Consider the following 22,704-nt stretch of genomic DNA (forward strand, 5'->3'; position numbering starts at 1 on the left):
GGGGATAAAGCGAATGGCTCCGATCGTCGTCGATCCGGACAAGGTGCATGAATTCAGCAATGCCGGGGAATTCTACGACTGGCTTTCGAAGTATCACGATAAAGAAAACGAGGTCTGGATCCGCATCTTCAAGGTGGCCTCGGGCCTGCCATCGATCACGCCCGTCGAGGCGATCGATGCCGTGCTCTGCTGGGGCTGGATCGATGCGGTGCGCAAGAGCCTCGATGAGAAGAGCTATTTGCAGCGCTACACCCGGCGCACGAAGAACGGAACATGGAGCCAGATCAACGTCGACAATGTCGCACGACTGATCAGTGAAGGCCGGATGACCGGTCACGGTCTGCGCGAGGTCGAGGCCGCCAAGGCCGACGGCCGCTGGGACCGTGCCTATGGCAGCGGCAAGAACATGAAGATCCCCGACGATCTGCAGGCGGCGATCGATGCCGAGCCGGAGGCGAGGGACATGCTGGCAAAGCTCAGCGAGCAGAACCGTTTCGCGCTGGCATTCCGCATGCACAAGATCAAGACCGAAGCCGGCCGGAGGCGGAATATCGAGAGCTTCGTCGCCATGCTCAAAAAGGGCGAGACGATCTATCCGCAGGGAAAAAAGCAGAAGGGTTGAGACCGGCGGCTTTTTCGCCGGTCCCGGTGTCTCACAGGTCCGGCTCGTTCCACAAGGCGTGAAAGTGATGGACGGGGCCGTGACCTGAGCCGACGCCGAGTTGACCTGCCGCCGCCACCGCATCGGCGAGGTATCGCTTGGCGATGGCAACGGCGGCTTCCGGCGATTTGCCCTTGGCGAGCTCTGCGGCAAGAGCGCTGGAAAGAGTGCATCCGGTACCATGGGTGTTCTTCGTCGGAACCCGCGGTGCCTCGAACCAGGTGATGTGATCGGCGCTCGCCAGCACATCGGGACTGTCGTTGCCGCCGAGATGGCCGCCCTTGAGGAGAACCATTCCAGGGCCGAGCGTCAGCAGCTTGCGCGCCTGATCCTGCATCTGCTCGCGGCTTTCGGCATGGCCTTCACCGAGCAGCGCTGCCGCCTCCGGCAAGTTCGGGGTCAGCATCGTTGCGAGCGGCAGGAGACGCGTGGTTAGCGCGCCGATCGCAGCAATGTCGAGGAGGGTGGCGCCGCCCTTGGCGATCATGACGGGATCGAGCACGATGGGAATACCGCGATGCGGCTGCAGGGCATCGGCGACCGCCTCGGCAATCGCGGCATTGGCGATCATGCCGATCTTGACGGCATCGACGCGCACATCGGCGAAAACCATGCGGATTTGCTCAGCGACAAACGCCGGAGAGACCGTCTGCACGGCAGAAACGCCCGTCGTGTTCTGTGCGGTCAGCGCCGTCAGCACGGCCATGCCATAGGTGCCACGCGCCGAGAAAGCCTTGAGATCGGTCTGGATGCCGGCGCCGCCCGAGGGGTCGGACCCGGCAATCGAGAGGACGTTACGGATCATGAGCGTGCCTTTCTGATGCTGGCTGCGATGGCTGCGGTCGCCGCCTGCGGATCGGGCTGGCCGCAGATCGCCGAGACGACCGCAAGGCCCTCGGCGCCGGTGGCAAGCACCGGGCCGACATGCTCGGCCTTCAGCCCGCCGATCGCTACGGAGCGAACCGGGCAGGCACGAACGAGATCGGCCAGACCTGTCAGGCCGATCGGTTGCTTATGGTCAGGCTTCGTCGCGGTGGCAAAGACCGGGCCGATTCCGGCATAATCGACGATGGCGGGATCCACCGCGGCGGCAAGCGCCGCCGTCTCGACCGACAGGCCGAGGATCATGTCCGGCCCGATCTTCCGGCGAGCTTCAATCGCGCCGAGATCATCTTGGCCGATATGCAATCCGTCGGCACCGAGCGCGATCGCCGCCTCGACATCGTCGTTGACGATGAGCAGCGCGTTGCTGCCCGTGAGCACATGCTGCAAAGCCCGGCCGGTTTCGATCATTTGCCGGGTGTCCGCCGTCTTGTCGCGCAGTTGCACGATGGTCGCCCCGCCGGCAACGGCGGCACGCGCGGTTTCGACAAGCCCGTATCCGGCACAGAGATGCGGATCGAGGACGAGATAGAGGGAAAGATCGAAGGTCTTCACGCCGGGCTGATCCTTGCCGCCTGGTCGAGGCCCGGACCGTCGAGTGCCGCGAGCGCATCAAGGAAACGCCAGGAGAAGGAGCCGGGGCCTTTCGCTTCCAGCGCTGCCTGTTCGCCGGCGACGGCAAACATTGCCAGCGCTGCGACTGTCGCATCGAAAGTCTCCTCGGGCGCAATCGCGGCAAAGGCGCCGGTCAGGCAGGTCAGCGAGCAGCCGAGCGCGGTGATCTGCGGCATGAGGGCCGAGCCGCCGGCGATCCTGACAGCACGCGCGCCATCGGTGACGAAATCGATCGGACCGGTGACCGCAACGGCAGCACCATACTGGGCGGCAATGCTGCGGGCGGCACCTTCCGCCTGCTCGACGGGATCGCGGCTGTCGACGCCCTGGCCGCGGCTTTCGCTGCCGGCAAGCGCGATGATCTCGGAAGCATTACCGCGGATGATTGCCGGATTGAGATCGAGCAGCGCCGCAACGCTCTCCCGGCGGTAGCCCGTCGCGTAATGGGCGACCGGATCCAGCACCCAGGGCTTGCCGTTGCGGGCAGCGGCCTTCGCCGCCTGTTTCATGCCGCTCACCCAGGCGGGCGACAGCGTGCCGATATTGATCGTCAATGCCCCGGATATCGCCGCGAATTCACCGGCTTCCTCTTCGGCATGCACCATGGCGGGCGAGGCGCCCGCGGCCAACACGACATTGGCGGCGATGTTCATCGCGACATAGTTGGTGATGCAGTGAACGAGCGGCGGCGCGGCGCGCAGCGCGGTCAGCAATTGTCCGGGTGATCTCGAAGTCGTCATCTTGCGTCCCTTGTGGGGCGGGGCAAGACGCCGGAGGCCGGACGAACGAAAGCGAAGGGCCTCGAGCGACTCCCTCCGCCAGCATTATCTGGTTCAGGTTCAAAGGGTACCTCTCAGCCCGCCTTCCGGCGAACGCCCCTGTCTCTCAACGCCTTCGTCATCGCAAATTATCGGCGGCTTGTCACGCCCTATCAGTTCAGCCGGGCCTCGCCGCTGACGATACGCTGCTCGCCTTCATCGAAGAGATGAACGGCATCATGAATGGGCGCAACCTTCAGGACATCGCCGGGCGCTGCTCTGATCCGCTCGCGGAAGACGCAGCTGATGGTCTGCGTACCGAGTCTGGCGATGACGAGGGTTTCCGATCCCGTCGGCTCAACGACGACAGTGGTGATCTCGATGCCACCGGGGTCGAGCCGGAGATGTTCGGGGCGGATGCCGTAGGTTACGGCATCGCCCGGACGGCGGTCGCTTGGGAGGATGATGCCGTCTTCGGTGCGGAAACCCACATCCGTCATGCTGCCCTTGATGAAGTTCATGGCGGGCGAGCCGATGAAGCCCGCGACGAACAGGTTGTTGGGCCGGTCGTAGAGATCGAGCGGAGAACCGGACTGCTCGATGCGGCCGTCCTTCATGACGACGATCTTGTCGGCCATGGTCATGGCCTCGATCTGGTCGTGGGTGACGTAGATCGTCGTCGTCTGCAGCCGCTGGTGCAGTTCCTTGATCTCCGAGCGCATCTGGACGCGCAGCTTGGCATCGAGATTGGAGAGCGGTTCGTCGAAGAGGAAGACGGCCGGGTCGCGCACGATTGCCCGGCCCATGGCAACACGCTGGCGCTGGCCGCCGGAGAGCTGTTTCGGATAGCGTTCGAGCAGGCTTTCGAGGCCGAGAATCTTGGCGGCATTGCCGACGCGCTTGTCTATCTCCTCTCGCGGCATACGCTTCAGCCGCAGCGAGAAGCTCATGTTCTTGGCAACCGTCATATGCGGATAGAGCGCATAGTTCTGGAACACCATGGCGATGTCCCGGTCCTTCGGTGCCAGCTCGTTGACGATGTGCTTGCCGATCTGGATCTCACCGCCGGTAATGCCCTCGAGGCCGGCGATCATCCTGAGCAGCGTCGATTTTCCGCAGCCGGACGGTCCGACGAGAACCACGAACTCGCCGTCGCGGATATCGACCGATACGCCCTTGATGGCCTTGAACGCGCCATAGTCCTTGCGGGCATTATTCACGGAAACATGAGCCATTGTCGTCCTCCCCAGGCCGCGATCAGAGCGTGTTCAAGGTGTTTCTGAGAAAGCCGAGGCCGACGCGCTCGCCCTCCTTGCGGGCCTCCAGGTCCTTGCCCGGCCAGCCGTAGGCGGCATCCTCATGCTCGATCGAGATCGTGCCGTCGAAACCGTAGCTCACGGCCTGGCGCAGGAATTTCGTCCAGTCAAGAAGGCCGAGGCCGGGCAGCTTGTATTGCCACCAGCCCTTGCCGTGATAGCCGACGGCCTGCTGTACGGCGGGATCGATCGCGGTGTCCTTGGCATGGAGGATGGCAATGCGGTCCTTGACGTCCTCGAGCGCCTTATAGGGATCGACGCCGATGCGCAGGAAGTGCGAGGGGTCGAATTCCAGCCCGAAGCGGCGGTCTGGAATGCGCTTGAACAGCTCGTCGTAGCCCCTCGGCGTCGTGCCGACGAAATTGTCCTTCGGCCCTGGCCAGTTTTCGATCGCGAAGATCAGGCCGCTCGATGCCGTCTCGGCAATCAGGCCGTTGGTGTAGGCGGCGAAGTCGTCATAATTGGCCTCGTCGCTGGCTTCATCGTTGCGTCCCGGGAAGATCACAAAGATCGGCACACCAGCCTCGCCGATCGCCTGGGCGAATTCCGAGGTGCGCGAGCGCAGATCCTTGCGCTTGGCATTGTCGGCGTCGAGCTGGTTGCCGAAATAGGTGATGGAGGAGACGTAGAGATTGCGCTCGCGAGCGAGTGCCACGGCAGAGCGGACCTTGTCGGGCGTCTTGATATGCCCGCCGACATCGATCTCGATGGCATCGAAACCGGCGGAGGCCGCGAAATCGACCACTTCTTCCAGCGGCCGGTCGTTGAACGTCGACGTATAGAAACCGATCTTCATCAAAATCCTCCCAGGCGCCGCCGCGGCGGCTGTTCTAGTTGTTCAGGCGATCCATGTATTTCAGGGGTGAACGCGTGCGTTGAACCTCATCTGACGACGCTAGCATCAGCGCTGCCGCCATTGGCATGGCCGCAGCACCGATCGCCGAAGCATCGTCGCCAAGCGAGGCGCGGTGAAGCGACGGCAAAGCGGCGTCGGCGGCATCGAGATGCTCATGTACATAGCGCAGCAGCTCGTCGATCATGCGGATCGGCAGCCGCCCGCCGACCAGGATGGCGTCGGGATCGATGATCATGCCGATATGCCGGACAGCGACGGCCAAATGGGCGCTCATCTCCCGCAGCCATTGCGAGACCAGCCGCTTTCCGCGCGTATCGAGCGTCAGTAGATCCTGCGGTACGCTGACCTTGATGCCGTGTTCCGCGAGGAACTCGTAAAGGCAGAACAGGGAAAAGATCTCGCCGAGCAGCCGCACCTTCTGCGCCCGCTCGTCCTTACCGTCGGCAATCGGCAGCCAGCCGATTTCGCCGCTAAGGCCCATGGCGCCGCGGTGGCCATTGCCATCCAGCACCAGTCCGCCGCCGGGGCAGGCATTTATGGCGATGTAGAGGAAGCTGCGGCTTTCGGCGCCGAGCCCATAGTCGAGTTCGGCCAGTGCCGCGGCATTGGTTTCGTTCTCGATGAAGACGGGGTGCTGCGTCAGGCCTTCGATCGCGGTGCGCACGTCGAATTCCAGCCATTCGGAATAGTCGGCCGGCTTGCCTGGAAAGGATATTTCGCCCAGCCAGTCCGGCATGGCGAGACCGATACCGGCCAGATGAGCGTCGTCGATCAGGCGGCTGCGCTGAAAATGTGATATCGCGTCGGCCGACAGCTGCATGAATTCGGCAGGCAGAATGTAGCGCTTTTCGTGATGCACGCGGGCACGCACATTGCCGACCGCGTCGACGGCAAGGATGGTCAGGTGATCGCGGTCGATATTGATGCCGATGGCGAAGAACGCGTCCGGATTGATCTCGAGCTCGATGGCGGGCTGTCCGCGCAAACCGTGGCGGCGCCGAGCCTCGATGATCAGGCCCTCGTCCAGCAGCCGGTCGACGATGCGGGCGATGGCCGGCTTGGTGAAGCCGGTCTGTCTTGCAATCTCCGCCCGCGAAATCGGGGCCTGCCGGTGGATGCAGCGCAGCACGACGGCGCGGTTATGCTCGCCTGCATCTTCGACATTTGCCCCCGATAGATCGGGGGAGAGCTTGACGCCCGCGGTCTGGTTCATGGTCGCGATCCTTCATCTTCCATCGGCATCAGACCGGTCTCATCCCTTGACTGCGCCGCTGGTCATCGCGCCGAGAATCAGTCTCTGGAGCGACAGGAAGGCCACGATCGCCGGTACGACGGAGATCAGGCAGGCGGCGGCAAGCAGCTGGATCGACGAGTCGGTCTGCATGCCGCGGAAGTTAAAGATACCGACGCCGATCGGCATCAGATTGTTTTGGGTCAGCAGCAGAAAAGGCACGAGGAATTGCGACCATCCGGCAATGACGGTGATAATAAAGACCGAGGCGATGCCCGGCGCCGAGAGCGGCAGGACGATACGCCAGAACACCGAGAAGCGATTGCAGCCATCGATCATCGCGGCCTCGTCAAGACTGCGCGGGATGCTATCGACTGTGCTCTTCAACAGCCAGGTCGCCAGCGGCACCCCGAGCGCGATATAGACCATGACGACGGCAAAATGCGTGTCGAGCAGGCCTAGCTTGTTCATGTAGCGATAGAGCGGCACCATGATCACAAGCGGCGAGATCATCTGGAAGAGCAGCAACCCCATCATCGACAGGCCCTTGCCGCGAAAGTGGAAGCGCGAGAAGGCATAGGCTGCAGGCAGCGCCACGATGAGAACGCCGAGACCGCTGAGCGCCGCAAGCTTCAGCCCGTTCCACAGATAAAGCGGGAAATAGCTGTTGTTGAGAACGGCGACGAAGTTTTCCATCGTCGGATTGTGTGGGATGTAGCGGGCGACGCCGCGATAGATCTCGCGCCGGTCGCGCATCGCCATCGACAGCAGATAGGAGAGGGGGCCGGCGAAGAAAACGAACATCGCCAGCATGAACAGATAGCTCAGAAAATCGCCAAACCGCGTGCCGGTGCGCCCGCTCATTGCTCTTCCTCCTTGGGCAGGAACGACGCATAGACGAAGGCGAGCCCGAGACTGATGATCAGCATCAGCACGGAGAGAACGCTGCCGCCCGACAGGTCGTAATTTCTGAAGACGATGTTGAAGACGTAAAGCGAGATCACTTCCGTCGCACGGCCGGGACCGCCACCTGTCAGCGTGATGATCGCGTCGAAGGTGTTCAGCGTCATGATGGTGATCAGGATCATGTTGACCAGGATCGCGGCGCGCAGCTGAGGAATGGTAACGAAGAAGAACTGCTGCGATCCGGTTGCGCCATCCACTTCCGCCGCCTCGTAGAGCGAGGGGTCGATCGCCTTCAGTGCCGCATACATGACGACCATCGAGAAAGCCGCACCGCGCCAGATGTTGGATATCAGCGCCGACCAGGGCGCGATCGACGGATCCGAGAGCCAGGCGACGGCGGGCAGGTGCATCATTCTGAGGATGCTGTTCAGCGCGCCATAAGGCGCTTCGGAAAACAGCATCTGCCAGATGATGCCGCCGGCGATACCCGGGACTACCCAGGCGACAAGCGCCGTGGTGCGCAGGATCGTCGTGCCGAACAGGCCGCGCTTTTCGCCTCGAACGACGACGACCGCGACGGCAAGTCCGAGGATCTGCTGGCCGATAACGCTCCCGCCGACGAAGATCAGCGTTGCCCACAGGATATCAGGCAGCTGCGGCGAGCTCAGCGCATTGGAGATCGAGCCGAGTGTATAATCCTGATTGTCGCCGATCAGCGTGGCATTGGTGAACGACAGGCGGAACACGTCGATGACGGGGTAGAGATAGAAGATGCCTATGACGATGATCACGGGCATGATCCAGGGCAAGGGTGCCCCGGCGAAACGGCGCATGAACGATCTGCTGTGAGGCGGGCTGACGGCCTCGATGGCGATAGGGCTCATTGGGCTTCTCTGTCCGGGTTTGGGAATGCCGGCGGCGCCCATTTCCGGGCGCCGCCACGATCACAATCTCTAGAGACGCTTGTAAGCCTCCATCGTCGCATTGAACGCGCCGTCCAGTGCTTCTTCCGGCTTCTTGGTGCCGGAGAGGACGTCACCCATCATGATCTGGATCTGGTTGGAGATCTCAGGATAGATCGGTGCACCCGGCCGCGCCTGACCGTTCACCAGGGCGTCGGCGAAGGTCTTGTTGGCTTCGGTCGAGAAGACATCATATTTCGTGAACAGCGACTTGCGCGTCGGAAGCTGCTGCTGCAGAGCGTTTGCCGGTCCCATATAGACCTCGCGGGCGAGGTTGGCGCACATCTCGACCTTGTCCTTGTCCTTGGCGAAGGATGCGATCGTCCAGCCGCCGGTTCCCGTTGAGCGCTGGTCGGCGGTCGGACCGGGGATCGGCGAGAAGGTCCAGTTCTTGAACTCTTCGTCGTCGAGCGTGGCCTTCAGCTGTGCATATTGCCAGTTGCCGCCGATGAAGAGGGCGGTGGTTCCGGCCGCAGCCGCCGCGTTCAGGTCGTCATAGTTACCGATCGTCGTCACGCGCTTCGGTGCGGCACCTGAATCGACGAGGTCCTTGTAATAGTTGAGCGCCTTGAGGAACTTCTCCTTGTTTTCACCTTCGCCAAAGATCGGCTTGCCTGTGTCGTCGACCAGTTTGCCGCCGAGTGCCCAATAGTTGGCGAGCCAGTCGAAGGTCGAGCCCTCATAACGGCCGGCGTTGAAGAGGATTCCCTCCATGCCTTCGCCGACAGATGCGATGCCGGCCTTCTTCAGGTCGTCCCAGGTCTGGGGCGCGTCGGCGACGATCGACTTGTTGCGATAGAGCACGCGCAAGTCGGTATCCCACCACCAGGCGCGGACGCTCTTGTCCTTGTCGGTGATGCCCTCGCGGATGAAGGGGAAGAGGTCGTCCACTTCTTCCTTCGAGAAGTATGGCGTGAAATCCGCCAGCACGTGATTGACCATGAACTGCGAGAGCACGAAGGAATCGACCGCGGCGCAATCCGGCGCGTTGCCGGCCTTGGCCTGCTCGAGCATCTTGGCCTGTTCGGTGCCGATATCGGCCGACATGAACTGCATCTGCAGCTTCCAGTCGGGATGCTTCTTGATGAAATCGACGAAGAGTTTCTGGTAGCCTTCGGCGATCTTTGCGTCGGCATTGTTGGGACTGTCGTTTGTCAGGCGAACGACGAGGGACTTCGGTGCATCGGCAAGGCCGATCCTGTCCTTCGTCGCCAGTTCTTGGGCAAATGCGGCAGGCACTGAAAATAACATTGTGCTCAGCGCCAATGCGCCGACGAACGCTCTCTTCATGATGGGTCTCCTCCCCATTTTCAACGGATACAGCCTGGTGGTCAGTTGACCTCTCCTCAATTCCATGCTGCATTAATTAGATTAAGTTACTTTGATTTGATGTCAAGCCGCACTTGGGAGGAATGAGATGCTGGCGACATTCAACACAAGTTAGGCGGGTTAAAACCCGGTTTCCCACGGATCGAACAGGCGTCTTGCGACCGTCGCAACACGCACAGGATGTGTTTTGCCCGGCTGCCGACGTGGTGGCCGAACGTGATATCTATGGAGGATAAGATGCGATTACTCATTCTCGGCACTGGCGGAATGGCGAACCAGCACGCTGCGCGGTTCAAGGAGATCGAAGGGGTCAGCGTTGTCGGCGGCGTCGATGTCGTGCCCGAGCGGCTGGCGGCTTTTTGCGCCGAACACGGCATAGCCAAGCAGTTCAGCACGCTTGAGGAGGCGCTGGCTTGGGGCGAATTCGATGCTGTCGCCAATGTCACCCCCGATCGAATCCATCATCCGACGACGCTGCAGGCGATCGCCGCTGGCAAGCATGTGTTCTGCGAAAAACCGCTCGCAACGGATGCCACCAAGGCGATGGAAATGACCGAAGCGATCGAGAAATCGGGCAAGGTCGGTATGGTGAATTTCACCTACCGCAATTCGCCGGCTCTCCAGAAGGGAAGGCAGATGGTGCTGGCTGGCGAGATCGGCGCTGTCAGGCATGTCGAGGCTTCGCATCTGCAGAGCTGGCTGGTCGGCCGCCACTGGGGCGACTGGAAGAGCGAGAGCAAATGGCTGTGGCGGCTTAGCAAGAAGCACGGCTCGAACGGCGCGCTCGGCGATATTGGCATCCACATCGTCGATTTCGCCTCTTATGGTTCGGGGCTCGACGTCGCCCATGTCTTTGCGAGGTTGAAGACTTTCAACAAGGCGCCGGGCGACAAGATCGGTGAGTATGATCTCGACGCCAATGACAGCTTCACGATGAATGTCGATTTCACCTCAGGGGCGATCGGCACCATCCAGGCGACACGAACGGCAGCGGGGCAGATGGACCAGCTGCGCCTTCGCGTCTATGGCGAGACCGGTTCGATCGAAATGATCTACGACACCGGAAAATCGACACTGCGCGCCTGCCTTGGCGAGGACGTGCACACCGCGACCTGGCGCGATATCGGCTTCGATCCCGTCGAGACCAACTACCAGCGTTTCGTCCAGGCGGTGCGTGCCGGGAAGACGCAGGAGCCGTCGTTCCGGCGGGCGGCCAATATCCAGAAGGTTCTGGACAAGGCGCTCGCTTCCGATCTCAGCCGTACGGACGAAGCGCTGGCATAGATCAGGCCGAAACCGGCGGCAGCAGGGTGTTGAGGAACGGCAGCAATGCCGCCCCGAGCGCAATGCCGCCGCCGCTGAAGCTGGCCGGTTTCATCGGCGAGATCCACGGCGTCAGGAACGGGCGCTTCGAGGTATCGCGGCGCTCCACCGACAACTGATGGATCAGCGCCTCGATGGTAGCCCGCGGCAGATCGCTGCCGATCATGATGACGCTCGGGGCGACGAAGCCGGCGATCGCGATGATCGGGTCGAGCAGATGGCTTGCGGCGTCGCGGATCCACTGCCCGAGTTCGTGCGGCGAGGCCTCACCATCTTCGAGAACGCGTGCAAAGGTCTCGCTGCCGACAGCCGCGCGCAGTGCTCCGAACCCGGCCACGCTGTTCAGCCTGACATTGTCGGGACCGGTCAGCATTTCGCCAATGCCGCCCGCCCTGCCATGAACGCCGGAATAGGGCGCGCCGCGGACGAGGAAGCCGGCCTGGACGTCCTCGTCGAGAATGATCATCGCAAGGCCGCCCACCGTTGCCGGGCTGCCGATCGTGCGCTCGGCCAGCAGGCTGGCGGTACATTCGTTTTCGACCTCGGGCTTCGGAAGTCCGGAGAGCGCAGCAAGCGCCTCGTTCTGCTCGTCCGTCCAGATATTCGAGCCGATGCCTGCACCGATGATCGGCAAGGCCGCGTGGCGGTCCATCATTTCCTTGATGGCGCTGTGGACGGACGTCACCATGGCAGCTGGATCTGGCTGGAAATAGGCGCGGTCATGCACCTGGCCGCTGAGATCGATCAGCACGGCTTCGCAGCGGCGTTCACGGATCCTGATGCCGATCGAAAAGGCCCCACCCGGGCGCAATGCGAATTCGGCAGCGGCCGCCCCGCCGCCCGCGCCATTGCGCCGGTTCGAGGTCACAAGGCCTTCTTCGCCGAGGCGGCGAAGGATGTTGGTGATCCCTGGGCCGGTCAGTCCGGAGTGCTGGCCTAGCTCCATCCGCGTCAGCGGCCCATGTCGGCGGATCGCCTCCAGGATGACGCGGATATTCCGGTCGGCGATCTCCCCGGATCGCAAACCAACCGTTTTGCCGCGCGCAACGCCCGGTTCCTGGGTCTGACGCCGCGGCCCTGATCGAAGATACCGCATGACCGTCTTTCTTGAGCACTGACTTGCTTTTGTATCACACCCGAAAGTCTCGCAACTGATTTCTCGCGCTTGACGTGAAAACAAAGTTACTTAATCTAAGAGGGCCGCGCGATCTGTTGGAGGAGACGGAGCCGTGCCGCTGGCGGCTCGTCCGCGCCATTCCACTCTCCCCGCCCGAGCATTCGACATCATTCGATAGGACACGCCATGTCTCTCACCATTGCCCAGCGTCTCGACAGCCTGAAAGCACGCACCGCCGAACTCGCCCATTGGCGCGACAGGCAGAGCGTGGAAATCGACGGCTGGACCTTCGACGGCGAGCCGATCGCCCATCACCAGGATTGGCCGCATCGCAAGGGCACGGTGCATTTTTCCGCTTCGGCAAAAGCGCCGGCCGACTGGCCGCTGGACAAGATCCGCCTGCAGCTCGATCTCGGTGGCGAAAGTCTGGTCACGCTTAACTACGGCGGTGAGGAAGCCGAGACGTTCGGGCTCGATCCCTATCATCAGGAGTTTCCTGTCAGGGGCCGCGAGTTTTCCATTTCGACGGAGAGCGTCGCGCGTTTCCCCTTCGGCGAGCCCAACCGTGCGCCGCGGCTGAACAAGGCGCGGCTGATCTGGCTGGACGAGCCGGTTCACCGGCTGCATCTGCTGCTGCGGCAGATCACCGAAGCTGTCGATGTGCTCGACGGGCACGAAGCTGTCGCGCATATGATCGAAGCGGCCGAACAGGCGCTCAGCAGTCTCGACTGGCCGTCGGATACGGCTGCCTATGTGTCCCGCACGTCGGGTGCGGTCATGCAGCAGAGGATCTGGGAATTGCCTGAGCTGCAGGATGATCCGGCCGGGCTCGACGACCAGCAGAGCGCCACGGCGCAGGCAGCTTTCGATGCGCTGACGATCAGGCTGAAGGAACTGCAGAAGCGCTTCCCGCCGAATGGCGAACTGCTTTTGACCGGCCACGCCCATATCGATCTCGCCTGGCTGTGGCCGTATAACGAGACCCGCCGGAAGATGCGCCGTACCTTCAATACCGCCCTGTCGCTGATGGAGCGCTCCGGCGATTTCCGCTTTAATCAGTCCACCGCCCATTATTATGCGCAGATGGAAGAGGATGATCCGGCGCTGTTGGAGAGGATCAAGGCTAAGGTCGCCGAAGGCAAATGGGAAACGGTCGGCGGCATGTGGGTCGAGCCCGATACCAATATGCCGACAGGCGAAAGCCTGGTCCGCCAGGTTCTCTATGGTCAGCGCTATTTTGAGAAAACTTTCGGCATCCGCCACAGCGTCTGCTGGCTGCCGGATTGCTTCGGTTTTTCGGGCGCCTTGCCGCAGATCCTCAAGCTTGGCGGCATCGACAGCTTCTTCACCATCAAGGTCAACTGGAGCGAGACCAACCATATTCCCTCCGATCTGTTCTGGTGGAAGGGCCTCGATGGCAGCCAGGTGCTGACCCATACATTCGACAATCCGATGCATGGCTATAACGGCTTCGTGCAGCCGGATTGCTTCGTGCCGACCTGGAAGAATTTCCGCGGAAAGACCCAGCACGAGACCTCGCTTCTGGCCGTCGGTTACGGCGATGGCGGTGGCGGCGTGACGCCTGAAATGGTCGAGCGCGAGCTGCAGCTGCGCGATTTCCCGGCGATCCCGCAGGCCCGCTGGGGCACGGTGAAAGGCTATTACGAACAGGCGCACAAGACCGCGGCGGAAAAGCAGCTGCCGGTCTGGGATGGGGAAATCTATCTCGAACTCCACCGCGCCACACTGACGACGCAGAGTGGGGTCAAGCGCAAGCATCGCCAGGCCGAGCGTGCGCTGATCACCGCTGAAACCATTGCCTCGCTCGCCCATATGCTGGGCGCGGAAAAGCCGCGGAGCCTCGAAAGCGATTGGCGCGTGGTGTTGAAGAATGAGTTCCACGACATCCTGCCGGGGTCAAGCATCCGCGAGGTCTATGCCGATGCCGAACACGAGCTCGACGGCGTGATCGGCAACGCCCGCCAGGAGCAGGCGGCAGGCCTGACCGCGCTCGCCTCTGTCCTGCCAAGGGGCGCGGCATCATCTGCGCTTCTGGTGGTCAATCCGTCGCTTGCAGCGCGGCCGCTGAACGCCACGCTGCCTGACGGAACGGCCATTTCGTCTGCCGATATCGTCGCGCCGCTTTCCGTCGCGGTTTTCGATCGCAGCGCTCTGAAGCCTGCCAGCGGCCTGAAGGCAGCCAGGCAGGTGCTGGAGAACGAGCATCTCTCCGTGACAATCGGCACGGATGGCTCGGTGACGAGCCTGATCCACAAGGCAAGCGGCCGTGAGGCGGTCGATGGCTCAGCCAACCAGCTCTGGGTCTATCCGGCCGACAAGCCGCGCAATTGGGATGCCTGGGATGTCGATGCCGACTATACCGCCAAGGCGATCCGCCTCGATACGCCTGATAGCATCGAGCTGATCGAGAGCGGTCCGTCGCGGGCGGCGATCCGCGTCGTGCACCGCTACCGGAATTCGCGCGTCACCAACACCTATGTTCTGACGGCCAATGCCAAGCGCCTCGATATCGAGACCGAGATCGACTGGCACGACCGCCGCACGATGCTGCGCACCCTGAACCCGGTCGCCATCAGCGCCCGGCAGGCAACGTTCGAATGCGCTTATGGCGTGGTCGAGCGCGCGACCCATACGAACACCTCTTGGGAACAGGCGATGTTCGAAGCCGCCGCCCACCGCTTCGTCGATATCAGCGAGCCGGGCTTCGGCGTGGCGCTGCTCAACAATGCCAAGTATGGCCACAGCGCCCGCGGCAATGTCATCGGCATGAGCATCGTGCGCGCGCCCGTCTATCCCGATCCGCTTGCCGATGAAGGCGCGCAGAAATTCACCTATGCGCTGATGCCGCACGAAGGCGCCTGGCATGAGGGCGGCGTTCTCGACGAGGCACTGGATCTCAACCAGCCGCTGATGACGGTCGAGGCAAGCGGACTGGCAACCGGAACGCTGTCGCCTGTCGGCGTTACGGGCACGCCTGTGGCCTTCTCGGGCCTGAAGCCTGCAGAGGAGGGCGAGGGGCTGGTGCTGCGCCTCTACGAACCGGCCGGGCGCCGCGGCAAGCTTTCGCTGTCGCTGCCCTCCGGATGGAAGGCATCCGGCGCGTTGAACATCCTTGAGGAACCGATGGAGCGGAAAGGTGCTGCCGACATCATGCCCTTCGAAATCCGGACCTGGAAACTGCAGAAGGGCTGATGCCGATCGGCAGGATAGCGCCCGCTAACGCGGGCGCGTCTGCCTTAAGACTGCGGCGGCGAGATCGGCCTGGCTATAGGGCTTGAGAAGAACAAGCGCGCTTTGATCTGCCTCGAAGCCTGCGACAGACGTATTGCCTGTCGCAAAGATCACGGGGAGCTGGGGATCGAGGGCGCGCGCCTTCTTCGCCAGCTCGGCGCCCGAGAGGCCGGGCAGGCCGACATCGGTCAGCAACAGGTCGAAACTGTCGGGTGACAGCTTCGCCAGCGCCTCTTCTGCGCTGCCTGCCTCGCTGACGCGGTGCCCGGATTGCTGCAGCATCTCGGCGGTATCCATGCGGATGAAATCGTCGTCCTCGACATAGAGGATCCGCAACGACGCCGCCGGGGCCGCAGCTGCGGCGCTCCGCCGTTCGCCCTGCGCGGCGCGCGCCAGATTGCGCTGGCGCTGATTGTTCAGAACGTGGCGGATCTTGCGGGCGAGGGCCTCGCGGCTATAGGGCTTGGACAGGAGATCGACGCCGGCATCCAGCCGCCCGCCGTGGACGATCGAGTTCTCCGTATAACCAGATGTGAACAGCACGGCGACATCGGGCAGGCGCTCTTTCGCCTTGCGCGCCAATTCCGCACTTTTCAGCGGTCCGGGCATGACGACGTCGGTGAACAGCAGATCGATCGGAATGCCGCTTTCGATGACCGTCAGTGCGCTGGCTGCGTCCTTGGCCTTCAGGATGCTGTAGCCGAGATCGGCAAGCATCTCGACAACGGTGGCACGAACTTCCTCGTCGTCCTCGGCAACAAGGATGGTCTCCTGGCCGCCGGTCGCCGGGCCATGGTCGCCTTCGGTCAGCAGATCCTCTTCTTCCAGAGTGCGCGGCAGATAGAGACGAACGGTGGTGCCTTGTCCGATCTCCGAATAGATCTTCACGTGGCCGCCGGATTGCTTGACGAAGCCGTAGACCATCGAAAGGCCGAGTCCGGTTCCCTTGCCGACAGGCTTGGTCGAAAAGAACGGTTCGAACACCTTGCCGATGACCTCGGGCGGCATGCCGGACCCGGTGTCGCTGACCGCCAGCATCACATATTGCCCGGCGCTGACATCGGCATGCCGGCGCGCGTAGTCGTCGTCGATAAAGGCGTTGCCGACCTCGATCGTCAGCTTGCCGCTTCCATCCATCGCATCGCGGGCATTGATCGCCAGATTGAGGATGGCGTTTTCGATCTGCACCGGATCGACGAAGGTGTTCCACAATCCTCCGGCGCGGATCGTCTCGATCTCGATGGCTTCGCCGATGGTCCGCCGCAGCATCTCGCCCATATTGGCGACGAAGCGCCCGACATTGACGACCTTCGGCTCAAGCGGCTGGCGCCGACCGAAGGCGAGTAGCTGGCTCGCAAGTTTCGAGCCACGATTGACGCCGGCAAGCGCGTGATCGATGCGCCTCTGCGCGCGCTCGTTGCCGACGACATCCTTGCTCAGAAGATAGAGATTACCGGCAACAACCTGTAGCAAGTTGTTGAAATCATGCGCAACGCCACCGGTCAGCTGGCCGATCGCTTCCATCTTCTGCGTTTGCCGGATCAGCTCTTCGGCTTCCTGTAGTGCCGCGGCCTGTTCTTTCTCGGCCGTGACGTCCCGCCCATAGGCATAGACCATCTCCTGCTCGAAGGAAAACCGCCAGGAAACAGTGCGTTGGCCGCCTTGCTTGTGGTTGAACCGCAGCTCGACACCCTGCAGCTCGCCGCCGGAAACGGCCTGCTTCAGGGCGGTGTCGAAGACCGTTGCGTCACCGGTCACCAGAAACTCACACATGCGGTGACCCGCCACTTCCTTCCGGCGGTGGCCGAGCAGCCCGGACCATGCCGGATTGATCGCCCGCACTTCGCCATCGGGCCGCATGACGACGAGAATGTCGCCCGCGTTGCGCCAGACGCGGTCGAGTTCAGCGCTGCGTTCCGCGACTTTCCTCTCCAGCGATGCGGCAAATTCCTGCAGCGCCTCTTCAGCGCGGCGGCGTTCGACGGCAGTGCGGGTGCGCTCGGCAAAATCACGGATGAAATCGAGCTCGACCTGCGGCCATTCGCGGGGCACCGCGTTGTTGAGGAAGAGAACGGCAGCAATCTGGCCATTCTCGCTCAAGGGAACCGTGACGGCGGAATGGACACCGATCGCCTTCAGCGCATGGGAGGTCGCAGCCGTGCGCGGATCCTCGTCGACATCGGCAAAGACCACCGTCTCGTTGCGCTTGAGGTCGTCGATATAGGTGCCGTATTCGCGAAAATGCAGCGTGCCTGCAATGCTCCGATTGCCGGCAACGTTCCAGTCCCGCTCGATCGTCACCGTTTCGGCAACCGGATCGATGATCCCGTAACCGGCCCGGGTGACGTGCATGGCCCGGCCGAGGATTTCGGCTGCGGCATAAGCAATTTCAGTCGGTTCGGTCGTTTGGCGGATGCAGTCTGCGAGATCGATCAGAGCGATGCGGCGCGCCTCCTCGTGCCGTGCGTCGGTGATATCGCTGTTGACGCCGATCATGCCGAGGAACTCGCCGCGAACGCCGAAGCGGGGCCGGGCGTCGGTGTGCAAGAGGCGGTACTCGCCTTCGTCGTTGCGATAGCGCGCCTCGACCGCAAAGGCCTCGCGCCTGGCGACGGCCTTTGTCACCTGGTCCATCAGCGGCGGGACATCGTCGGGATGGATCGTGGCGTTCCAGTCGAATGTCGAGATATCGCGCTCCGCCACACCCCAGAACTGCCGCATCGAGGCGTTGAGATAAAGGCAGTGCATCGCCTCGTCGCTCATCCAGAGCATGACCGGGGCATTTTCGGCGACCAGCCTGAAGCGCGATTCACTTTCGCGCGCAGCGTCCTCGGCTTCCTTGCGCTCGGTGACATCGTAGCCTTGGACGAAAATGCCGCCGATTTCGCCGTCATCGCCGGTCAGCGGCTGGTAGATGAAATCCAGGTAGCGGTCGATCAGTTCGGCATCCGGCCGTTGCTGCAGCTTCACCAGCTGTTCGCTGCCGATATAGGGGATGCCGGTGCGGCGCACCTGATCGAGCAGGGCCACAAACCCCTGCTCCTCGACCTCGGGCAGCGCTTCGCGGATCGTCTTGCCGATCACGTTGCGATGGCCGACAAGCTGCTGATACGCCGCATTGGCGATTTCGAACCTGTGATCCGCGCCGCTCATCGTCGCCACGAAGCCGGGCGCCTGTTCGAACATTTTCTGCAGCCGCGCCTTTTCGGCCCTGAGCTGACGTTCCGCCTTCACCTTGGCCGTTGTCTCGACGACGATCGCCATGACCGCGACCGGTTTTCCGGTCTCGTCGCAGATCGGCGAATAATCGAGCTTGGTCCACAGCCGCTCCGGCTCGCTGGTGCCACGGCGATAGAGCATCAGCTCCTGATCTTCATAGACAAGCGTCCCGCCAGCCAGCACGACCTTCATCACATGGTCGTTGAAGTCGGCGACTTCAGGCCAGCCCTCGCGAACCTTCGAGCCGAAGAGATTAGGATGACGGCGGCCGGCGAAATCGGAATAGGCGTCGTTGTAGATCATCACGCCGTCTTCGTTCCAGAGCGTCACGATCGGCACGGGGGAGTTCAGGATCAGGCTGCAAACGCTTCTCAGCGTCGGCGACCATCCGCTGATCGGCCCAAGCGAGGTTGCCGACCAGTCGAAGTTTGCAATGATCTCAGCGGCCTCGCTTCCTCTCTTCAGGAAGGAATGACCGTGTATGCTGGCTTGATGCATCTTGTCCGACCCGCGTTTCCATCGGGAAACTGCCCATGAATATCGCCATAACTATAGAGCGATCGCTAACCGGCAAGAGCCCAGGAAAATCGAGATTGCAAAACCAGTTAACGCCGGTTCTTAAGCCTTGTGGATCGGATCGACCCAGGCCACTTCCTCCGGCTTCTCGACCGGCTCGATATCGAGATTGACGACCACCGGATCCTGGCCGGAGCGGACGAGCACGCATTCCAGCGTCTCGTCGCGGCTGGCATTGATTTCCTGGTGCGGAACGTAGGGCGGGACGAAGATGAAATCGCCGGGGCCGGCCTCGGCGACGAATTCCAGGTTTTCGCCCCATCGCATTCTGGCCTTGCCCTCGACGACGTAGATGATGCTTTCGAGATCGCCGTGGTGATGAGCGCCGGTCTTGGCATTGGCATGGATCGTCACGGTGCCCGCCCAGATCTTCTCGGCGCCGGCGCGGGCATTGTCGATCGCCGTCGCCCTGTTCATGCCCGGCGTCTGGGCCGTGTTCGGATCGAGCGCATTACCCGGAATGACCTTCACGCCGTGTGCGCGCCAATCGATCGGGCCGTGCGTGTGATCTCCCGAATGGTCGTGATCATGGCTCATCGTAAATCTCCTCTTCGGCAATTGTGCCCGGGATAGCGCAGGCGAAGCAAGAGGTACTTGCCCGAGATCGGCGATGGAGTTTGAGAGCCCGGACTGCTATCTCCGTCGCGACGGAGAAACGAGAATGACGCCATGAGCCACATCCCGCAGATCGACTACGACACCGCATCCGACGATATCCGCCAGGCGCATGACGAGGAAGTCCGGGTGCGCGGCCGGATGACCAATATGAAGAGAACGCTGCTGCACTCGCCTGCCGCGCACCGCATCTATGCCGAATGGTTCACCCTGCGCGCCGAGCTCAATCCTGCCGTCAGCGACCGGGAGATCTGGATCTTCTCGCACGCGATCTCGAAATCCTGCAACTCGAAGATCGCCATCACCTTCTTCCGCCGCGCGCTTGTCAATGCCGGCTTCGATCCGGATGCGCTGGTTCTTTCAGACAGGGAACGCCTGCTTGCCGATTTCGGCACGGCGATCGTTGCCGACTCGAACGCGATCCCCGCGGCGATCTGGGAGCGGCTCAAGCAGCTCTATCCTGCCAAGGTGCTCGTCGATCTCGTCGCCTTTGCAGGCATCATGCTGGCGACGGCGGTCTTCAACAACGTCGTGGAGATCGATTTCGATCCGGAACTTGAGGCATTTGCCGAAGGTGCTGCGCATCCCGTTACGTCAGGTTGAACTCCGCGTGGCATTCTCCTGTGCGAAACCGGCGCATATCCCCAAAAAGTGGGATATCGCTGCGGCCTAAATGAGCACATAACCCGCCCTGGTTGAGCGGCAACGATTCGGTATCGTCGCTGCTTCCAAGGAGGAGTTGAGGATGATGTCTGATGTGATCGCGCAGATCGCCCGCGCAGCGGCGGAGCTGGAGGTGGAGCTTCGTTCTTTACTGCAGCTTGATCAGGATATGTCGCAGCCGTCTCAGGATGATGCCGAAACGTTGCCGCATCTTCTGGCCGAACGGTTTCCGCAGCTTTCCGGCGAACGTGCAGAACTTAGAGGCCTGCTGAAGATCGGCCGGGCGGCGCGGCGCAGCGAGCACCTGTCTCCGGCCGTTGCCTCCGCAGCGCTGGCAATGACGGCCGAATTCCGAACGATGATTGCAAGACTGGGCGCACGCGCGCAGCTCGTCTAGCCGCTCGCATGACCCGTATGCCGCTTTACGCGCAGCGGAAGCTCGCTTAGTTCTTCTGAACAGGGTTCAGGAGCGGATCGAGCGATATGGCCGGCAACATAGCTTCCACTGATATCTTGGCGCCGCTTGCTGCCATCTCGGAATTTTGCGAGCGGGTCCTGACCGCCTCGGGCGCCAGCCAGTCGACGGCAGAGGCCGCCACGAGAGCGATGATGCACGGAACCCGCCACGGCATCGACAGTCACGGCGTCCGGCTGCTGGCTCACTACGTGAAAGGACTGACCGAAGGGCGGCTCAATCCCAATCCGGCGCTGAAATTGGCAAGCGCCTTCGGCGCCATCGCCTCGCTGGACGCCGACAATGCCCATGGCGCGCTGGCGACCTATACCGCCATGGAGCATGCGACCCGTCTGGCGGGCGAGTTCGGCATCGGCGCCGTCGCGGTGCGTAACTCGTCGCATTTCGGCCCGGCCGGCGCCTATGCGATGGATGCGGCAAGCCGGGGCTTTATCGGTTTTACCTTCTGCAATTCCGACAGCTTTGTCCGTCTTCACGACGGCGCGATGCGTTTTCACGGCACCAACCCTATCGCCTGCGCCGTGCCGGTTCGGGGGCAAAATCCCTGGCTTTTCGATATGGCGACCAGCGCGGTTCCTTATAATCGCGTCCAGCTCTATCGCAGCCTCGGCCGCGACCTTCCATCCGGTGTTGCGTCGGACGAGCGCGGCCACGATACGACAAACCCCGATATCGCCGATATGCTGGCGCCGCTTGGCGGTGAATTCGGCTTCAAGGGCGCCGGGCTCGCCGGCATTTCCGAAATCCTCAGCGCCGTGCTCACGGGGATGAAGTTGAGTTTCGACGTCGCACCAATGCCAGGCCCCGATTTCTCGACGCCACGCGGACTTGGCGCCTTCGTCCTCGCGCTCAATCCGGCGGCGTTTCTCGACGTCGAAACTTTCGACGCCGCCATGACGCGCTATGTCGAGACGTTGCGCAATTCGCCGGCGCGCGATGGCTTCAATGTCATGGCACCCGGCGACCGGGAGTGGGCTGTGGCGGAGCGCCGGGAGCGCGAAGGCGTCACGATCGACCCGGTAACCGCGGCATCCTTCCGCAAGCTCGCCGCGGACTATGCTGTGAACTCGCCTATTTGACGTCATGCGGCGGATTGACGCACAACTTTGCCGATGGTACGTCTGATTCAATTGGTCAGGCCATTTGACCGATTGCGCGCTTGAGGAGGCGCGTCAGGGGGAGGCAGCCATGTTTTCGGCCGTGGAGTCACGCCGCCTTTACAGGCAGGTGGCGGATCAGATTCGTCTTATGATAATCCGCGGCGACCTTGCCGTCGGGCACCGGTTGCCGGCCGAGCGCGACCTTGCCGAACAGCTCTCGGTGTCGCGGCCGACGGTGCGCGAAGCGCTGATCGTTCTTGAGGTTGAAGGTCTCGTCAACATCCGCATGGGCTCTGGCATCTATGTCGTGCGCCAGCATGCCGTCGGCAGCACGGGTAGCGAGCGGGAGCCGGTCGAGGGACCCTTCGAGCTGCTGCAGGCACGCGCGATCATCGAATGCGCCATTGCCGAAGAGGCCGCCAGGACTGCAAAGCCCGAGGATATCGAGCGTCTCGATGAGACACTGCAGCGCATGAGCGGCGTGGTCAACGATGCCAGTGCGGTGCTTGCCGCCGACCGTGCGTTTCACACCGGCATCGCCGCAATCGTACAGAATTCCACGCTGATCCGGGTCACCGGCGAAATGTTCGACATGCGCCTGACGCCCTATTTCGAGAAGCTGGCTAGCCACTTCGAGGGGCCGGTCACCTGGCGCTCTGCGGTGGACGAGCACCGCGTCATTCGCGATGCGATCGCCGCTGGCGACGCAGCGGGCGCGAAGGCTGCGATGCGCGCACATCTGACCATGTCGCAGAAGAGATTTTCCGAAAGCTTCGGGGAGGAGTTTTCGGGGGAGGAGGGGCGCGGCCAGCAGGCCGGGCCGAAAAAGGGAATTGCAGTTACTTAAA

Annotated in this window: 19 protein-coding genes and 1 riboswitch; of the genes, 7 read left to right on the forward strand and 12 right to left on the reverse strand. The window is 62.4% G+C overall.

Annotation, left to right across the window (positions count from 1 at the left end; all coding sequences use genetic code 11):
* Positions 1-13: 13 nt before the first annotated feature.
* Positions 14-622 (forward strand): YdeI family protein, encoded by a 609-nt coding sequence (locus J2X43_RS04515; RefSeq protein ID WP_112388403.1) that lies wholly within the window; start codon positions 14-16, stop codon positions 620-622.
* Positions 623-653: 31 nt separating this feature from the next.
* Here the strand turns inward: J2X43_RS04515 and thiD are convergent, their stop codons facing one another.
* The 9 genes from thiD to J2X43_RS04560 form a co-directional block, all read right to left on the reverse strand.
* Positions 654-1,466 (reverse strand): bifunctional hydroxymethylpyrimidine kinase/phosphomethylpyrimidine kinase, encoded by an 813-nt coding sequence (gene thiD, locus J2X43_RS04520; RefSeq protein ID WP_112388402.1) that lies wholly within the window; start codon positions 1,464-1,466, stop codon positions 654-656.
* On the reverse strand, positions 1,463-2,098 hold the full coding sequence (gene thiE, locus J2X43_RS04525; protein WP_112388401.1) for a thiamine phosphate synthase: 636 nt from the start codon (positions 2,096-2,098) through the stop codon (positions 1,463-1,465). The genes thiD and thiE overlap by 4 nt, the downstream gene beginning before the upstream one ends.
* Positions 2,095-2,898 carry a hydroxyethylthiazole kinase gene (thiM, locus tag J2X43_RS04530; protein ID WP_112389000.1) on the reverse strand — a complete coding sequence of 268 codons (804 nt, stop codon included), beginning with the start codon at positions 2,896-2,898 and terminating at the stop codon, positions 2,095-2,097. The genes thiE and thiM overlap by 4 nt, the downstream gene beginning before the upstream one ends.
* 53 nt (positions 2,899-2,951) lie before the next feature.
* Positions 2,952-3,048, reverse strand: a riboswitch (TPP riboswitch).
* A 41-nt stretch (positions 3,049-3,089) separates the two neighbouring features.
* The gene (locus J2X43_RS04535) at positions 3,090-4,151 is read right to left on the reverse strand and encodes a sn-glycerol-3-phosphate ABC transporter ATP-binding protein UgpC (protein WP_310291140.1); all 1,062 of its coding nucleotides are present in this window, start codon (positions 4,149-4,151) and stop codon (positions 3,090-3,092) included.
* A 22-nt stretch (positions 4,152-4,173) separates the two neighbouring features.
* Positions 4,174-5,028, reverse strand: coding sequence for a sugar phosphate isomerase/epimerase (locus J2X43_RS04540; protein ID WP_112388399.1), 855 nt, complete (start codon positions 5,026-5,028; stop codon positions 4,174-4,176).
* A 34-nt stretch (positions 5,029-5,062) separates the two neighbouring features.
* Positions 5,063-6,301, reverse strand: coding sequence for an ROK family transcriptional regulator (locus tag J2X43_RS04545; protein WP_112388398.1), 1,239 nt, complete (start codon positions 6,299-6,301; stop codon positions 5,063-5,065).
* Between the two features lie 39 nt (positions 6,302-6,340).
* Positions 6,341-7,183: a carbohydrate ABC transporter permease gene (locus tag J2X43_RS04550; protein ID WP_112388397.1), complete on the reverse strand. Its 843-nt coding sequence runs from the start codon at positions 7,181-7,183 to the stop codon at positions 6,341-6,343.
* Entirely contained in the window at positions 7,180-8,109 is a 930-nt protein-coding gene (locus tag J2X43_RS04555; protein ID WP_112388396.1) for a carbohydrate ABC transporter permease, read from the reverse strand. Before J2X43_RS04555 ends, J2X43_RS04550 begins: the two co-directional genes overlap by 4 nt.
* A 69-nt stretch (positions 8,110-8,178) precedes the next feature.
* On the reverse strand, positions 8,179-9,477 hold the full coding sequence (locus J2X43_RS04560; RefSeq protein WP_112388395.1) for an extracellular solute-binding protein: 1,299 nt from the start codon (positions 9,475-9,477) through the stop codon (positions 8,179-8,181).
* A 276-nt stretch (positions 9,478-9,753) separates the two neighbouring features.
* On the opposite strand from J2X43_RS04560, the gene J2X43_RS04565 reads away from it, so the two are divergent.
* The gene (locus tag J2X43_RS04565; protein ID WP_112388394.1) at positions 9,754-10,800 is read left to right on the forward strand and encodes a Gfo/Idh/MocA family protein; all 1,047 of its coding nucleotides are present in this window, start codon (positions 9,754-9,756) and stop codon (positions 10,798-10,800) included.
* Between the two features lies 1 nt (position 10,801).
* Here J2X43_RS04565 and J2X43_RS04570 read toward each other — a convergent pair whose 3' ends face one another.
* Complete coding sequence (locus tag J2X43_RS04570; RefSeq protein WP_112388393.1) at positions 10,802-11,935, reverse strand: ROK family transcriptional regulator; 1,134 nt, start codon at positions 11,933-11,935, stop codon at positions 10,802-10,804.
* Positions 11,936-12,142: 207 nt separating this feature from the next.
* Between J2X43_RS04570 and J2X43_RS04575 the strand changes: the two genes are divergently transcribed.
* The gene (locus tag J2X43_RS04575; RefSeq protein ID WP_112388272.1) at positions 12,143-15,169 is read left to right on the forward strand and encodes a glycoside hydrolase family 38 C-terminal domain-containing protein; all 3,027 of its coding nucleotides are present in this window, start codon (positions 12,143-12,145) and stop codon (positions 15,167-15,169) included.
* A 24-nt stretch (positions 15,170-15,193) separates the two neighbouring features.
* On the opposite strand, the gene J2X43_RS04580 is transcribed toward J2X43_RS04575, so the two are convergent.
* Both J2X43_RS04580 and J2X43_RS04585 read right to left on the reverse strand, forming a co-directional pair.
* On the reverse strand, positions 15,194-18,925 hold the full coding sequence (locus J2X43_RS04580; protein WP_112388271.1) for a PAS domain-containing protein: 3,732 nt from the start codon (positions 18,923-18,925) through the stop codon (positions 15,194-15,196).
* Positions 18,926-19,045: 120 nt separating this feature from the next.
* Entirely contained in the window at positions 19,046-19,540 is a 495-nt protein-coding gene (locus tag J2X43_RS04585; RefSeq protein WP_112388270.1) for a cupin domain-containing protein, read from the reverse strand.
* Positions 19,541-19,672: 132 nt separating this feature from the next.
* On the opposite strand from J2X43_RS04585, the gene J2X43_RS04590 reads away from it, so the two are divergent.
* The 4 genes from J2X43_RS04590 to J2X43_RS04605 all read left to right on the forward strand — a co-directional run bounded on the left by J2X43_RS04590 (position 19,673) and on the right by J2X43_RS04605 (position 22,703).
* Positions 19,673-20,221, forward strand: a complete 549-nt coding sequence (locus J2X43_RS04590; RefSeq protein WP_112388269.1) for a hypothetical protein — start codon at positions 19,673-19,675, stop codon at positions 20,219-20,221.
* Between the two features lie 145 nt (positions 20,222-20,366).
* A complete protein-coding gene (locus tag J2X43_RS04595; protein WP_148654897.1) occupies positions 20,367-20,678 on the forward strand; it encodes a hypothetical protein in 312 nt (103 codons plus the stop codon).
* Positions 20,679-20,764: 86 nt separating this feature from the next.
* A complete protein-coding gene (locus J2X43_RS04600; RefSeq protein WP_112388267.1) occupies positions 20,765-21,835 on the forward strand; it encodes an Ldh family oxidoreductase in 1,071 nt (356 codons plus the stop codon).
* 109 nt (positions 21,836-21,944) lie between these two features.
* Positions 21,945-22,703 carry a FadR/GntR family transcriptional regulator gene (locus J2X43_RS04605; protein WP_112388266.1) on the forward strand — a complete coding sequence of 253 codons (759 nt, stop codon included), beginning with the start codon at positions 21,945-21,947 and terminating at the stop codon, positions 22,701-22,703.
* Position 22,704 lies beyond the last annotated feature (1 nt).

This window comes from Rhizobium sp. BE258, from assembly GCF_031457345.1.
Lineage (GTDB): Bacteria > Pseudomonadota > Alphaproteobacteria > Rhizobiales > Rhizobiaceae > Rhizobium.

What these genes read in the sequence shown, in the direction of transcription:
- J2X43_RS04515 (WP_112388403.1), top strand. Translation starts at nt 14, where the DNA reads ATGGCTCCGATCGTCGTCGATCCGGACAAGGTGCATGAATTCAGCAAT.
- thiD (WP_112388402.1), bottom strand. Translation starts at nt 1,466, where the DNA reads ATGATCCGTAACGTCCTCTCGATTGCCGGGTCCGACCCCTCGGGCGGC.
- thiM (WP_112389000.1), bottom strand. Translation starts at nt 2,898, where the DNA reads ATGACGACTTCGAGATCACCCGGACAATTGCTGACCGCGCTGCGCGCC.
- J2X43_RS04535 (WP_310291140.1), bottom strand. Translation starts at nt 4,151, where the DNA reads ATGGCTCATGTTTCCGTGAATAATGCCCGCAAGGACTATGGCGCGTTC.
- J2X43_RS04540 (WP_112388399.1), bottom strand. Translation starts at nt 5,028, where the DNA reads ATGAAGATCGGTTTCTATACGTCGACGTTCAACGACCGGCCGCTGGAA.
- J2X43_RS04545 (WP_112388398.1), bottom strand. Translation starts at nt 6,301, where the DNA reads ATGAACCAGACCGCGGGCGTCAAGCTCTCCCCCGATCTATCGGGGGCA.
- J2X43_RS04550 (WP_112388397.1), bottom strand. Translation starts at nt 7,183, where the DNA reads ATGAGCGGGCGCACCGGCACGCGGTTTGGCGATTTTCTGAGCTATCTG.
- J2X43_RS04555 (WP_112388396.1), bottom strand. Translation starts at nt 8,109, where the DNA reads ATGAGCCCTATCGCCATCGAGGCCGTCAGCCCGCCTCACAGCAGATCG.
- J2X43_RS04560 (WP_112388395.1), bottom strand. Translation starts at nt 9,477, where the DNA reads ATGAAGAGAGCGTTCGTCGGCGCATTGGCGCTGAGCACAATGTTATTT.
- J2X43_RS04565 (WP_112388394.1), top strand. Translation starts at nt 9,754, where the DNA reads ATGCGATTACTCATTCTCGGCACTGGCGGAATGGCGAACCAGCACGCT.
- J2X43_RS04570 (WP_112388393.1), bottom strand. Translation starts at nt 11,935, where the DNA reads ATGCGGTATCTTCGATCAGGGCCGCGGCGTCAGACCCAGGAACCGGGC.
- J2X43_RS04575 (WP_112388272.1), top strand. Translation starts at nt 12,143, where the DNA reads ATGTCTCTCACCATTGCCCAGCGTCTCGACAGCCTGAAAGCACGCACC.
- J2X43_RS04580 (WP_112388271.1), bottom strand. Translation starts at nt 18,925, where the DNA reads ATGCATCAAGCCAGCATACACGGTCATTCCTTCCTGAAGAGAGGAAGC.
- J2X43_RS04585 (WP_112388270.1), bottom strand. Translation starts at nt 19,540, where the DNA reads ATGAGCCATGATCACGACCATTCGGGAGATCACACGCACGGCCCGATC.
- J2X43_RS04590 (WP_112388269.1), top strand. Translation starts at nt 19,673, where the DNA reads ATGAGCCACATCCCGCAGATCGACTACGACACCGCATCCGACGATATC.
- J2X43_RS04595 (WP_148654897.1), top strand. Translation starts at nt 20,367, where the DNA reads ATGTCTGATGTGATCGCGCAGATCGCCCGCGCAGCGGCGGAGCTGGAG.
- J2X43_RS04600 (WP_112388267.1), top strand. Translation starts at nt 20,765, where the DNA reads ATGGCCGGCAACATAGCTTCCACTGATATCTTGGCGCCGCTTGCTGCC.
- J2X43_RS04605 (WP_112388266.1), top strand. Translation starts at nt 21,945, where the DNA reads ATGTTTTCGGCCGTGGAGTCACGCCGCCTTTACAGGCAGGTGGCGGAT.